The 14,412-nt window shown below is 40.1% G+C and carries 13 protein-coding genes; all 13 read left to right on the forward strand.

All coding sequences use genetic code 11. From position 1 onward, the window contains the following. Nucleotides 1-213 precede the first annotated feature (213 nt). The 13 genes from ACTWPM_RS07415 to ytxC all read left to right on the forward strand — a co-directional run bounded on the left by ACTWPM_RS07415 (nucleotide 214) and on the right by ytxC (nucleotide 14,373). Nucleotides 214-909, forward strand: coding sequence for a response regulator transcription factor (locus ACTWPM_RS07415; protein WP_443132428.1), 696 nt, complete (start codon nucleotides 214-216; stop codon nucleotides 907-909). Continuing rightward, the gene (gene pnpS, locus ACTWPM_RS07420) at nucleotides 910-2,658 is read left to right on the forward strand and encodes a two-component system histidine kinase PnpS (protein WP_443132429.1); all 1,749 of its coding nucleotides are present in this window, start codon (nucleotides 910-912) and stop codon (nucleotides 2,656-2,658) included. Between the two features lie 234 nt (nucleotides 2,659-2,892). Next, nucleotides 2,893-5,538, forward strand: a complete 2,646-nt coding sequence (gene polA, locus ACTWPM_RS07425; protein ID WP_443132430.1) for a DNA polymerase I — start codon at nucleotides 2,893-2,895, stop codon at nucleotides 5,536-5,538. 17 nt (nucleotides 5,539-5,555) lie between these two features. Then, nucleotides 5,556-6,392 (forward strand): DNA-formamidopyrimidine glycosylase, encoded by an 837-nt coding sequence (mutM, locus tag ACTWPM_RS07430; RefSeq protein WP_443132431.1) that lies wholly within the window; start codon nucleotides 5,556-5,558, stop codon nucleotides 6,390-6,392. A 44-nt stretch (nucleotides 6,393-6,436) separates the two neighbouring features. Beyond that, on the forward strand, nucleotides 6,437-7,036 hold the full coding sequence (ytaF, locus tag ACTWPM_RS07435) for a sporulation membrane protein YtaF (RefSeq protein ID WP_443132432.1): 600 nt from the start codon (nucleotides 6,437-6,439) through the stop codon (nucleotides 7,034-7,036). A 12-nt stretch (nucleotides 7,037-7,048) separates the two neighbouring features. Next, nucleotides 7,049-7,648, forward strand: a complete 600-nt coding sequence (gene coaE / locus ACTWPM_RS07440) for a dephospho-CoA kinase (RefSeq protein WP_443132433.1) — start codon at nucleotides 7,049-7,051, stop codon at nucleotides 7,646-7,648. Between the two features lie 626 nt (nucleotides 7,649-8,274). Next, complete coding sequence (locus ACTWPM_RS07445) at nucleotides 8,275-9,309, forward strand: glyceraldehyde-3-phosphate dehydrogenase (protein WP_443132434.1); 1,035 nt, start codon at nucleotides 8,275-8,277, stop codon at nucleotides 9,307-9,309. 278 nt (nucleotides 9,310-9,587) lie between these two features. Then, on the forward strand, nucleotides 9,588-9,965 hold the full coding sequence (gene speD, locus ACTWPM_RS07450; RefSeq protein ID WP_014643982.1) for an adenosylmethionine decarboxylase: 378 nt from the start codon (nucleotides 9,588-9,590) through the stop codon (nucleotides 9,963-9,965). A 172-nt stretch (nucleotides 9,966-10,137) separates the two neighbouring features. Beyond that, complete coding sequence (locus ACTWPM_RS07455; protein ID WP_443132435.1) at nucleotides 10,138-10,512, forward strand: cytosolic protein; 375 nt, start codon at nucleotides 10,138-10,140, stop codon at nucleotides 10,510-10,512. 40 nt (nucleotides 10,513-10,552) lie between these two features. Beyond that, nucleotides 10,553-11,017: a transcriptional regulator NrdR gene (nrdR, locus tag ACTWPM_RS07460; RefSeq protein WP_443132436.1), complete on the forward strand. Its 465-nt coding sequence runs from the start codon at nucleotides 10,553-10,555 to the stop codon at nucleotides 11,015-11,017. Between the two features lie 49 nt (nucleotides 11,018-11,066). Further along, the gene (locus ACTWPM_RS07465; protein ID WP_443132437.1) at nucleotides 11,067-12,416 is read left to right on the forward strand and encodes a replication initiation and membrane attachment family protein; all 1,350 of its coding nucleotides are present in this window, start codon (nucleotides 11,067-11,069) and stop codon (nucleotides 12,414-12,416) included. Nucleotides 12,417-12,437: 21 nt separating this feature from the next. After that, entirely contained in the window at nucleotides 12,438-13,370 is a 933-nt protein-coding gene (gene dnaI / locus ACTWPM_RS07470; RefSeq protein ID WP_443132438.1) for a primosomal protein DnaI, read from the forward strand. A gap of 181 nt (nucleotides 13,371-13,551) precedes the next feature. Next, nucleotides 13,552-14,373 carry a sporulation protein YtxC gene (ytxC, locus tag ACTWPM_RS07475; protein ID WP_443132439.1) on the forward strand — a complete coding sequence of 274 codons (822 nt, stop codon included), beginning with the start codon at nucleotides 13,552-13,554 and terminating at the stop codon, nucleotides 14,371-14,373. The last annotated feature ends 39 nt before the right edge of the window (nucleotides 14,374-14,412 follow it).

Here is a 14,412-nt window from a genome sequence, read left to right on the forward strand (position 1 = left end):
TAAAATAAATCATACGCCTTGTTGCGAGACGCGAATTAGGAGGTTGCAGAACTCTCCCTGCATCGTGAAAGAAGCTTAAGGTGTGTTAGATCAGCTGCATTAAGTAAAAAGGGGAATGATATATTAAGTTTAAGTAAAGATTATTAACATCCATATTCAAATTGTAAAGTTCATTGTATTATGTAGTTAACTTGTAGGTTGGGGTGATTAGAAGTGGATCAGAAAATATTGATTGTTGACGATGAAGAATCCATTGTAACGTTACTTAAATATAATATAGAGCAGGCAGGATATGAAACGGAAGTAGCTTATACGGGTACAGATGCTTTAGAGAAAGCGTCTGTTACCTCCTTTGATTTGATTGTACTGGACGTAATGCTCCCTGGAATGGATGGGATGGAAGTTTGCAAGAAATTGCGTCAAATGCAGGTGGAAACACCTATTTTAATGCTCACTGCAAAAGATGATGAATTTGATAAAGTTCTTGGTCTAGAATTAGGTGCTGATGACTATTTAACTAAGCCGTTCAGTCCTAGGGAAGTTGTAGCCAGGATTAAAGCCATCTTACGACGTATGCTTCGTGAACCAGCGGAGGTCGATGAGACTCATATTAAAATTGCCGGGCTCTCTATTTACCCGGAACAATATGAAGCCACTATTAATGAGGAGCCTCTGACATTTACGCCTAAAGAATTTGAACTTCTTCTCTATTTAGCTAATAACCTTGGACGTGTTCTTTCAAGGGATCAACTCCTTCGAGCCGTCTGGAATTATGATTTTGCCGGTGATACAAGGATTGTGGATGTTCACGTAAGTCATTTACGTGAAAAGATAGAACCTGAGACCAAAAAACCGGTCTATATAAAAACTATTCGTGGACTTGGATATAAAATGGAGGAACCAAAGTAGATGTCATCAAATACGAGACCATTAATTACCTACACAATTTTAATAGTCATTGTGATGGTGGGTCTTGGAATCCTTTTAGCTCAGCTGACCCGAACCTATTTCATCAATATTTTTGAAGACCGTGTAGCTGTAGAGAGTCAGTACTTTTCTACTTATCTTGAGAGGTATGCTAAGGACAATGACATTAGTCAGGAAGAACTCTTTAATTTCAGTGAACAGCTGAATACAGGAATGGTGTTTGAATCTGAGAATGGTGAAATACTAGTGGATACTGTCGAAGCGATCCCCATCATATCTGATGATGAAAAAAAGAAAGTCCTGAATAGCGTAGACCGCAATGGCTCCGAAGAGGGAAAATTGATCGGTGATTTGTTTTACTACACCTCGAGTATTGAAGTGAACAATACGGAGGGGACCTTGATTCTTCTCTCTCCCGTTAAATCGTTGACCAATATTACAAAGAATATATGGCTGTTAATAGGGGTCACTTTATTCTTGGGTCTGCTGGTTATATTCGTGATTGGATTTAATGTTTTTTCTAAATATATCCGGCCGATCCGTTCAGCTGCCAACGTAGCAACTGAACTTGCAAGAGGGAACTATAAGGCCCGCACGTATGAGGGCCATTTTGGTGAAGCTGGTCAGCTCAGCCGCTCCATTAATATTTTAGCGAGAAACCTTCAAGAGATGACCAGCACTCAGGGCATGCAGGAGAATCAGCTAGAAGCAGTTATTAACAATATGGGAAACGGGCTTGTTCTTATAGACGAGAGAGGATATATTCTGCTGGTGAACCGTGCCTTTTTGGAAACGTTTAAAGGAAAGCCTGCCGAATATATAAGTTATTTATACCATGATGCTATCCCGTACACAGCGATTCATGAAACAGTGAAAAAGATTTACATGTTTGAGGAGACCGTTAGTGAAACATTTGTATTACCGGTGAACATAGACCGAAAACACCTGGAAGTAACCGGTGCCCCTATTTTTAGCGAGGATCGCAAGTGGAAAGGTGTTGTCCTGGTATTTCACGACATAACAGAACTTAAGCAATTAGAACAAATGAGGAAAGATTTTGTTGCCAACGTGTCCCATGAATTGAAAACCCCAATTACTTCAATAAGAGGGTTTTCTGAAACGCTTCTAGATGGAGCAATGAAAGATGAGGCTATGCTCGAACAGTTCCTTCAGATTATTCTAAAAGAAAGCGGAAGGCTTCAGTCACTTATACAGGATCTATTAGAGCTTTCTAAGTTAGAAAGAGAGGACTTTAATTTAAGTATTGAACGAGTAGATATTCAACGTCTGTTATCCGATCTTCTTCCTATAGTTCAGCAGCATGCAGATCAAAAGCAAGTTCAGTTATCCACAGAAGTAGAAGGGAACACCATTATTGAAGGAGATTCCAGTCGTTTAAAACAAGTCTTTATGAATTTATTGACCAATGCAATTAATTACACGAAAGTAGATGGAAACGTTTCGTTGATATTTAAGGATTTAGATGATCGAGTTTTAGTATCTGTAAAAGATAATGGGGTAGGGATCCCGCAAGAAGAGGTCTCCCGCATTTTTGAAAGGTTTTACCGTGTGGACAAAGCAAGGAGCAGGAATTCAGGAGGGACGGGTCTCGGTCTTGCCATAGTGAAGCACATTGTAGAAGCTCACCATGGAAACGTACACGTAGATAGTGTGGTTGATGAAGGCACAACCTTTCATGTGGAAATCCCTAAGCAATTTACACAATCTTAATAATGCTTTAAATTTACATTCATATTTCTTTGATAAGATTACTATGAAACCCTTTCATCCAAGGTGTTTTCTCTTTTAGGCAGAAGCTTCCCTCGCTTCTGCCTTTTTTTTGGTGGAATACTAATCTTATAGGTCAAGCTATTCTCTATTGTTAACGGATGTCTTTTTTTCTTCTCAGCACTAAACATGGTAGAATGAACAAAAAGGCGTTTTTATTATTGAAGGAGTGAGTTCATGGCTGAAAAGGTTGTATTAATTGATGGAAACAGCATAGCCTATCGTGCGTTTTTTGCATTACCTTTATTAAATAATGATAAAGGAGTGTACACAAACGCGGTTTACGGTTTTACTACGATGCTATTGAAGATATTAGAGGAAGACCAGCCCGACCATTTATTGGTGGCGTTCGATGCTGGAAAAACAACTTTCAGGCACGATACTTATAGTGAATATAAAGGCGGAAGACAGAAAACACCCCCGGAATTATCCGAACAGTTCCCGGTTCTCAAGGAACTACTTGATGCTTTCGGGGTGAAGTATTATCAGCTCCCTCAATATGAAGCTGATGATATTATTGGCACGATCGCTGATCAGGCAGGGCAGGATGGATATGAAGTGAAAGTAATTTCTGGAGATAAAGACTTGCTTCAGCTGGTAACTGATCGAGTTAGTGTTAGCTTGACGAAGAAGGGGATTACGAATGTGGATACATACGATCCTTCGTTCATGGAAGAAAAAATGGGGGTTCGGCCGGATCAGATCATTGACTTGAAAGCACTTATGGGAGATAGTTCTGATAATATTCCTGGTATTCCCGGTGTAGGAGAAAAAACGGCAGTAAAACTATTGAAGCAATTTGATACAATTGACCGCCTTTATGATAATCTGGATCAGATCAGCGGTAAAAAATTAAAAGAAAAGCTGGAAAATCATAAAGAAGATGCTTACATGAGCCGCAAACTTGTAACAATTGAGAAACAAACTCCTATAGAAATAGAATTAAAAGATTTAGGTTATCAAGGATATCAATCCAGCCAGGTCAGCCATCTATTTAAAGACCTGGGTTTTCAGTCATTACTTTCAAGAATTCAAGAAGGCGGAACAGAAGAAGAAAATGGGGGTGCTGAGCCCTTCCCAGAGATTAATGTGGAAGTTGTTAAAGATTTAGAAACTGACATGTTTTCTGGTAAGGAAGCCTTAGTGGTTGAGATGCTGTACGACAATTATCACCAGGCTTCTGTAGAAGGCATTGCTATCGTAAATGAAGAAAGTAAGTATGTGATTACAATGGAGGATGCGAAAGAGTCGAAAGGATTTAAGGAATGGGCAGAAAATGGTGAAAAAGAGAAATGGGTATTTGATGCGAAACGGACGGTCGTAGCTCTTATGCGTCACGGAATTCATATCCAAGGTATTCATTTTGATCTCTTATTAGCCTCTTATCTAATTAATCCTGCTGAAAACCATCATGACATACCTGCTATTAGTCATCGTATGGGTGAAAGCAAAGTGAAATATGATGAAGAAGTTTATGGGAAAGGGGCTAAAATGAAGCGCCCTGAAAATGATAAGGACTTCTATGAACATATTAGCAGGAAAGCTGACATGGTATATAAATTGAAAGATACAGTGGAAACCGAACTGAAAAATAAAGAACAGTATAATTTATATATGGATTTAGAAATGCCGCTTGCTTTGATCTTAGGGCGGATGGAGCATAGAGGAGTACTCGTTGACCAAGAGCGTTTGGAGGAGATGGGCGCTGAATTGGAAGGCAGACTGAACGCAATTGAGAAAGAGATTTTTGAGCTTGCGGGTGAATCTTTTAATTTAAACTCACCTAAACAGCTTGGTCCCATTTTGTTCGAAAAGCTGAACTTACCCGTAATTAAGAAGACGAAGACGGGATATTCGACCTCTGCTGATGTACTTGAACAATTAGAAGATAAACATGAAATAATTTCCAAGATTTTAATGTATCGTCAATTAGGGAAATTGAAATCCACTTATATTGAAGGTTTGCTTAAGGTCATCGATGAGGATACTCATAAAGTTCACACACGATTTAATCAAGCCTTAACTCAGACCGGTCGTTTGAGTTCAACCGAGCCCAACCTTCAAAATATTCCGATACGGTTAGAGGAAGGACGAAAAATTAGGCAAGCCTTTATTCCTTCCAAAGAAAATTGGGTTATTTTTGCCAGTGACTATTCTCAAATTGAACTGCGTGTACTTGCGCATATTGCACAGGATGAGAAACTGATCGAGGCTTTCCGGGAAGGGCAGGATATTCATACTCAGACAGCGAGTGAAGTGTTTGGTGTTTCCAAGGAAGACGTTACGAGTGAAATGAGGAGACAGGCCAAAGCTGTGAACTTTGGAATTGTTTATGGGATTAGTGATTACGGATTATCGCAAAGTCTTGATATTCCGCGTAAAGAAGCCCAGGCATTCATTGATAAGTACCTGGAGAGCTACCCGGGTGTTAAAAAGTATATGGAAGAGACGGTGCAGGAAGCTAGACGTGTGGGTTATGTTACCACCTTTATGAATAGAAAGAGATACCTTCCTGATCTGACAAGCCGTAATTTTAACCGCCGAAATGCGGCAGAGCGTACTGCTATGAACACTCCTATTCAAGGAAGCGCGGCAGACGTAATCAAAAAAGCAATGATTGATCTTGAACACCGGCTAGCTGAAGAAAAGCTTGAAGCTAAGATGCTGCTGCAAGTTCACGATGAATTGATATTAGAAGCTCCTGAAGAAGAAGTTGAGCAGTTGAAAGAAGTCGTTGCATCAGTAATGGAACAAACGGTGAATTTAGATGTTCCATTAAAAGTGGATTATTCTTATGGATCTACCTGGTATGATGCAAAGTAAGTGAGGAGAATGACACCATGCCTGAACTTCCAGAGGTCGAAACAGTCAGACAAACATTAAAAACCTTAATATTAAACAAAACTATAGGCGACGTCTCGGTGTATTGGGGGAATATAATTAAAAATCCAAAGGACCCTGATGAGTTCAAGCGTCTGCTTAAGGGTCAATCCTTTATGGATATTGAACGTAAAGGGAAATTTATGATCTTTCACATGGATGATTTGGTGCTTATATCCCATTTAAGGATGGAGGGGAAATTCGGCCTGTATGACGCAGATGTAGAAAAGCCCAAGCACACCCACGTCGTGTTTCACTTTACAGATGGCACAGAATTAAGATATAACGATGTACGTAAATTCGGGACAATGCATGTGTTTCCAAAAGGGGAAGAAATGGATAGGAAACCTCTCAACCAACTAGGGCCTGATCCGTTTGAGGAAGCTTTTACCCTTGATTACTTTTATCATAAATTACAAAAAACCTCGAGAAACATTAAGACCGTTCTCTTGGATCAGACTATTGTAGCTGGGCTGGGCAATATTTATGTAGATGAAGCATTGTACAAAGCCCGGATTCACCCGGAACGATTGGCTAACCAGCTTTTAAAAGAGGAAGCGAATCGTTTGAGAAAAGCGAGTGTTCAGATTATAGAAGAAGCTATTGGTTTAGGTGGAACTACAATAAGATCCTATTTAAACAGTCAGGGTAAGATTGGCAGTTTTCAGCAGAATTTGAAAGTTTATGGTAAGCAGGATACCCTTTGCAGCGAGTGTGGGGGGCAAATAATAAAAACAAAGGTCAGTGGAAGAGGTACTCATATTTGCCCGACATGTCAATCGTGTCAAAATTATTAGACTCCCATATACTATTTACACCTTAGCGAACAGGGGTGGAATAGATGGGAGTTCTAGCTTTCACTTTTTTATTTGTGACAGCACTTAGTATCGACAGCTTCGGAATAGGTTGCGTTCTCGGGATGAGAAAGATTAGTCTTTCACTTCGAGGAATTTTAACGATCGCTTTTTTATCAGGTGCAGGATTCATGGTCTCTTCTTATATGGGCGCGCTCCTATTGCCGTTTATTCCTGCTGAGTATGCGGAAAGACTGGGTGCACTGACCTTGATTGGGATTGGGTTTTATTTTTTATATCAATACTTTCGAAAGCCTGATCAGAGTCAGAAGAAAGAGCCCTGGTCCCAGCCTGCACGCGTACTTAACGATCCCGTAGCAGCTGACGTGGATCAGTCCGGTGGTATTAAAGGGAAAGAAGTTTGGCTGTTAGGAGCAGCCTTGTCCCTGGATACGCTTGGTGCCGGCATCAGCGGAGCTTTTATGGGAGTTGAACCTTTTGTAACAGCTTTATGGATCGTTATAATCACTTTTTTTATGCTGTATGCTGGAATTTTGAGCGGAGCAAAATTAAGCGAAAAAGCAGAAGGTATCTCGATCGTACCTGCCGTACTGTTGATTACGATCGGGATCATTAAATTAACGTAAGGGGGTTGCAATTTGACTGTTGTTATTGGACTGACCGGAAGTATTGCCAGCGGTAAAAGTACGGTTTCTCAAATGTTTTCAGAGTTTAACATTCCGGTTGTGGATGCAGATCAACTATCTAGAGAAGTTGTAGAACCGGGCGAGCCTGCCTATAACAAAATTGTTGAGGCTTTCGGTTTTCAAATTCTGCAGGATGACCGGACGATTGACCGAAAGCGGCTGGGGAAAATTATTTTTTCGGATGAAGAAAAGAGACAACAATTAAACTCCATTGTTCATCCGCAAGTAAGACAGGAAATGCTGGAACGGAGAGACTCATACAAGGAAAACAAATATCCAGCCGTCGTGCTAGATATTCCCTTGCTCTTTGAAAGTAAGCTTACCAGTTACGTAGACCAGGTAGTGGTGGTCTATGTAGATGAAAAGACACAACTTAAGCGGCTGATGGAAAGGGACCAATCAGAACGTGAAGAAGCCGAAGAAAGAATCCAAGCCCAAATCTCGATTGCGGAAAAAGCAAAAATGGCGGATGCCGTAATTGATAATAATGGAACGGTGGATGAAAGCTTTCAACAATTAAAAGACATACTTCATCAGTGGAATATCGTATAGTAACACGTCAGGACTTTTTTAGTTTTGACGTGTTTATTTATTTAGGCCTGTTGAAAGGCTGGTTTTAAGCATAGGTCGCACCCTGGTAGTTGAAAAACGCTGGTTTCTTTACATTCTTTATTCGAAAGGCCCTGTTAACTATTATGGTTGGTAGTTCATAAGAATCTTACTATAAGGCCGTTATCTGGAAGGCTCAGTTTTAGCCCATGGGCGCGATTCGGTTTACTTCTTCCCTAGGAAAGAGACTCGTTTCCAGCGTCCTATTTTCTAGATGAATTGAACGAAACCATTCTTACACAATCGGAAGTATATTTGTAAAACCAGCACTGAGATTTAACAGAGCTAGTCGACCATACAATTGCACCTTTTTATGAAATAAGAAAATCCTGGTCTTTTGTAAAAGGATGGTTAGGAAATCTGAAAAATCATTAATAGTATCCCGTATTAAACTCGACCATTTTTGCTAAAGTAAGAAGAACTACGTAACGTGAAAAATTCGCCCGTTATTTTTAGAGTAACCTACTTTTAAAAAATATCATGGTTTAACTGAAAAAGCGCTTACAATATGTTATACTATTTCTGAAAAAACGAATTTTAAGTATATCATATATATAGGGGGCTGGAGCATGGGGAAAACAAAGATCGCTATAAATGGCTTAGGTAGAATTGGGAGAATGGTGTTTAGAAAAGCTGCAACAGATGATTCAATTGAACTAGTAGCGGTTAACGCAAGTTATCCTCCAGAAACTATAGCTCATATGTTGAAATACGATAGTGTACACGGTCGGTTCGATGGAGAAATAAGAGCGGCAGCTGGCGGGTTGGAAGTAAATGGTAAAAAAATTGTGATGTGTTCCACACGAAATCCTCTGGAATTGCCCTGGGATCGTCTGGGGGTTGATATCGTCATTGAGGCTACCGGTAAGTTCAGAACTAAAGATGAAGCCTCTTTGCATATAGAAGCTGGGGCCAAAAAAGTAATCATTACAGCTCCTGGCAAGCAAGTTGATGCAACGATAGTTATGGGAGTAAACGAAGAAACTTATCTCCCGGAACAGCACCATGTGATCTCCAATGCTTCGTGCACGACCAACTGTCTCGCTCCTGTAGTTAAAGTATTGGAAGATGAGTTTGGAATAGAAAATGGACTGATGACCACTGTCCATTCCTTTACAAACGACCAGAAAAACCTAGATAATCCCCATAAAGATTTACGAAGAGCGCGAGGATGTACTCAATCCATTATACCGACTTCTACAGGAGCTGCGAGAGCCCTCGGGGAAGTTATTCCTAGTTTGAAAGGAAAACTAAATGGCATGGCTTTAAGAGTTCCTACACCAAACGTTTCATTAGTGGATTTAGTCGTGGATTTAAAAAGGAACGTAACGGCCGAAGAAGTAAATCAGTCGTTTTCTACAATGGCTGCAAGAGAAATGAAAGGTATAATAGAGTATAACGAAGAACCTTTGGTATCCATTGATTATACAACTTCTCCTTCTTCTGCAATTATTGATGCTCTGTCTACTCAGGTGATTGAGAATCGCAAAGTAAAGGTATTAGCCTGGTACGATAATGAGTGGGGATATTCCTGCCGTGTCGTGGACCTTGCCAAATATGTAGGAAATGTCATGAAGCAAGAAAAAGAAGCTCGAGTTTCTTAGTAGCCAATTACCCCAAAAGTATCTTATAATAGGACCATCGTGTAAGGTATTATTTTACAGGCATTCTCATTAACACAAATTATGTGAAGTGGCCCTTTAAAAATAAATCTTGCAAAATGGGGGTATAACGTATATACTTCTTTTTGACCTTCTGAATTTCAATCCATTTCATCTCTACTCAAAGGGTTAGGACCTCTCAGGACTAACTTTCCCCCGTGGTAGTGCATGACTGTTTTTTAGAAGGAGAAGAAGTTAATGTACAAAGGGGGATCCTAATTATGGATACAATGGGAAGACATGTAATTGCTGAACTATGGGATTGTAATGAAGGAAAATTGAATGATATGTCGTATATAGAACAAGTTTTTGTCGACGCCGCTTTAAAAGCAGGGGCAGAAGTGAGAGAAGTTGCTTTTCATAAATTCGCTCCTCACGGCGTTAGCGGAGTAGTCATTATTTCTGAGTCTCACTTGACGATTCACAGCTTTCCTGAACATGGGTATGCAAGTATTGATGTTTATACATGCGGAGATCGTATCGACCCTAATGTTGCAGCACATTTTATAGTGGAAGCTTTAGAAGCAGGGCGCAATGAAACAGTGGAAGTTCCAAGAGGAATGGGCCCTGTGGAAGTGGAACAGTCTCGTGCTTTATAATTGTACAGGTAAAAGCCACACAGAGTGTATCTGTGTGGCTTTTTTGAATACTAGAGTTTGTCTTGAACGTCATAGTGCCCCGCTTCCTTCCTTAGGGTTTCCATTTCTTATTTTGTAGAATCGTGTTAAAATGTAGGAAGTCAATGTCGAATGGAATGAAGGGGTTAGGTAAGTGAAAGCGTTTATATCCAGATATTTTAGTAATCATTCAGAAACCAGTGAGCAGCATAAAGATGAGAAGCTTGTTACCCATTACTACAATGCTAAGCATGAGGAGCTTATTCGTGCAGTGGAGTCCTTGTTTCCCTCCCCTTCAGAAATTGTTGCCGTGTCTAAAGAGCGTGGGGAAGTTACAGTAAAATATAAAGGGAAGAGGCGTGCTTTTGTAGTGGCTACCATTATTATGGTGCGTCCTTTTCGGATAGCTGTAGACTTTTCTGTCACAACTGACTCGGGAGGGCCTGTAGATCTTGGGTTCAGCCGTAATCTAATTGTGAATCTCTATGAGAAATTGGATGGGCAATTTACTAGGGTGGATCCATCGTAAGAATTCCAATGAAATGAAGACTATGTGGAGTTGATCGAATTTGAAGTGTCCGAATTGCCACTATAAAAGTACAAAAGTCCTTGATTCTAGACCAATTGAAGAAGGACAGTCAATTCGAAGAAGAAGAGAATGTGAACAATGTGACTTCCGTTTTACTACTTTTGAAAGGATTGAAGAGGTTCCTTTGATTGTTGTAAAAAAAGAGGGCACCCGGGAAGAGTTCAGCCGAGAAAAACTGATGCGCGGGTTGATCAGGGCCTGCGAAAAGCGTCCAGTGGCTGCGGAAGAATTAGAGAGTGTGACTCTTGATATCGAGAAGGAATTAAGAAACCGCGGTGTTTCTGAAGTGATGAGTAAAGATATAGGAGAAATGGTTATGGAACGTTTAGCAGATATTGATGAAGTAGCTTACGTTCGATTTGCCTCGGTTTACAGACAATTTAAAGATATCAATGTATTTATAGATGAACTGAAAGATTTAATTAAACACGAGGATGAAGAATGAGCCTGGCGTGGCTCATTTTCTATTTCAATGAAAGATCGGAGGTGTTGACGTGAACAATTCTGTAGGAAAGCTTCTGCCAGTGGATGGATTTCGTTTATCTAAGTGCGGAGAACTTCCTGTAAGTGCTGATCGTTCACTGACTCATCTTTATCAGCCAATTGTTGGTCAATTAGCTGTTTCTTTATATCAAGTATTTTTATCCGAATATGACATGGCTCCTTCTGGCGAAATTCAAACCCATCACACCTTAATGTCGTATTTGTCTGTGCCTTTGGATAAAATATATGAAGCTAGAAAGAAGCTTGAGGCTATCGGTCTTCTGCAAACTTATCGTTCTTCAACCAATGAAAAGCAGACGGAATATTTATACAGGCTTCACCCGCCATTTGCACCGGAGGACTTTTTTCTTGATAACATGCTCGCTATGCTCTTATATCATGAGCTGGGGTCAGAAAAATATGAACAGCTGAAAAGACGTCTTGTTAGGCAGGAATTTGCAGTAGAAGGGCTTGACGAAGTAACAGCTACATTTGGAGAAGTCTTCCATTCTCAAACGATTGAAGCGGCAAGATCTGAAGCCAATGAGAAGCAGACAGAAAGTTATTCTAGGAAGAACGGAGGGCCTTTTCTGAAAGAGGACTTTGTGGATTTCGATTGGCTTCATGATGCCTTAATAAAACGAATGTATCCTAGTGATAAAATATTAACAGGGACCAATAAACGATTGATCACCCAGCTGGCTTCTCTCTATAATTTGAGCTTGCTGGACATCGAAAAAGCCGTTACCTGGGCAATTGATGAAGATCACCGCTTAGTAGCCGAAGAGTTAAAAGCTGCCTGTCACGATTTTATGAAAGAAAAGCCGTCAAGCCGAAACTTTAATCATATTGACCAAAGGGAAAAAGCAGTATCTGGCTCGAGCAAATCAAAGAGTAAAGGGGACCAGTTTATTGATATGCTGGAACAGATTTCACCGCGTGAATTGCTTGAGGATCTTTCAGGAGGAAATAAAGCCTCTGACCAGGACTTAAAGTTGATTCGTGATGTAATGACAGAACAAGGTCTCTCACCTGGAGTCATGAATGTGCTTGTTCATTACGTTATGTTGAAAACCGACATGAAATTATCAAAAGCCTACATGGAGAAGATTGCCGGTCATTGGACAAGAAAGAATGTGACCACTGTCAGACAAGCCATGAACTTGGCAAAAGCGGAACACCAGAAATATCAGCAGTGGGGCAATCAGAAAAATTATAAACGGAAAAGTAAACATGATGAAGTTATTCCGGCTTGGTTCAACCAGAAGGATAATAAGAATGAACAAACCCATCAGGATTCAGCTGTGAATACGGATGAGATCGCAGAGAGAATTAAAAGGCTGACGAATAAAGGAAACTGATAATAAGGTGTGAGAAGAGTCATGGAACCGATTCAAAGATCATTAAAAAAATGGATGCGCGATCATAAACAGTTCCAGGAACGAATGAATCGTATGAAAGAAGAGGTTGTCCGGTCAGAGGAAGTGTCAGAATTAATCAGAAATCATTCATCTTTGACAGAAGATGCCGTTGAAAAACAATTAATTAAGTTATATGAATACCAATCTCAATCTAAAGACTGTGAGAAATGCCCTTCACGGGAGGAGTGTATTAATATACTTCCTGGTTATGTGCCTCGTGCTGAAGTGGAGGGCAGTGAAGTTAAATTAGCTTATGATAAGTGCCGTCGGCAGAGAAAGTTAGAAGAACAGCAAAAGCAGAAATCTCTCGTGAAAAGCTTACACATGCCAAGGGAAATTTTAGAAGCAAGTTTATCCAGACTTGACCTCGAGGATCCAGACCGGGGCAGTGCGGTGGAAAAAACGGTTCGCTATATTGAAAATTTAAATGAAGAGCTGCCAAGTAAAGGGTTATACTTTCATGGACCGTTTGGAGTTGGTAAGACATACTTTCTCGGAGCTATTGCCAATGAACTGAGCGATAAAAATATTCCATCGATGATCATTTACATGCCTGAATTTGTAAGAGAAATTAAAGCTTCAATTAAAGATGATTCCATGAATGAGAAGATTGAAGCATTCAAAGAGACGCCCGTGCTTATGCTGGACGACATCGGAGCAGAATCTCAATCCGCATGGTTTAGAGATGAAGTATTAGGCTCTATTTTACATTATCGTATGATGGAGCGTCTGCCGGTGTTTTTTACTTCAAATTACAGCCTGGGAGAACTGGAGAAAGTACTTATGCTGAGCAATCGTGGTGATGTAGAACAGGTGAAAGCGAAAAGGATTACAGAAAGAATAAAGCAGCTCAGCCAGGAAGTAAAAGTTGACGGACGCAACCGTAGAGAATAACCCCTTTAATTTTTAAGGATCTGTATCATGATTTATGACACTGAGACATAAATATAAGATGGAAAAGGACAAACTCATTCTTGGAGTCAGACCTTTAATGCTTATTCTGCTTCTTGCTTATTAAAGGCTTGAAGCCACATGATATAGTTCGGTAGGAAGTCGGGAATTAGGGGGAATACTATTGTTTTGTGTACATTTTTCCAAACGGGCAGAGGCAGTTAGTTTTTTAAAAGCCGTCGATCATAAACAGAAGTACTGGTTTCTTAAAAAATACAAGCGTCATTTTGTAGTATTGGGAGAAGCAGATTCTTCAATTGGCTGGCTGTATTATAAGGAAGCTGTAGAAGGGCTTATAGTGGTAATTAGAGAAAGAAAATGGCTGGGCTGGATAGAAGGCGTTTTAAAACATCGTTACTATTATGAGGATCAGGAAGAAATTCAGCGGATCTTGGAGATTGCGCGTGAATTTGAGGATAAGCCTCCAAGAGGTCTGAACCTTCCGGCTGTTAATTTGAATTTGAGGACTGCTATTCAGAAGTATGTAAGTAAAGATAGAAATGTGGATTTTGATGGGTTAAGTGCATACTGTTTAGAGGACCTTCATAGCACCGTGCTCGAATATACGGGTCTATTAATTGATGAATATAAACAAGAAGAGTCTTTTCAACTGCTTTTGGATTCTTGGAGAAGCCGCGTACACCATAAGGATACTGGCATCCAACTTTTACATCTGTTAGAAAATGGTTCCCTTCATTACTTTCATGATGAGGGCAACCCATTAAGTGAATCCGAGACCCTGCTCTATAGAAGGCAGTATCCCGATGATTCCATTAACGATCTTCCGCTTCGGTGGACCATCACTCCCGCTCTTGTACACGCTCCCGATCAGCTCATCATTTATTCAGATAAAGCAAGTGATTCAGAACTGGAATTATTGATGAGTATCTTTGAAGAGAAGGCCAGCTGGAAGCCTATATCAGAATTTCCTTTTGAAATCTCTTGATTTCCATTGGAATAATGGATATAATACCTACATATTTAA

The organism is Halobacillus sp. K22, from assembly GCF_052246795.1.
Taxonomy (GTDB): Bacteria; Bacillota; Bacilli; order Bacillales; family Halobacillaceae; genus Halobacillus.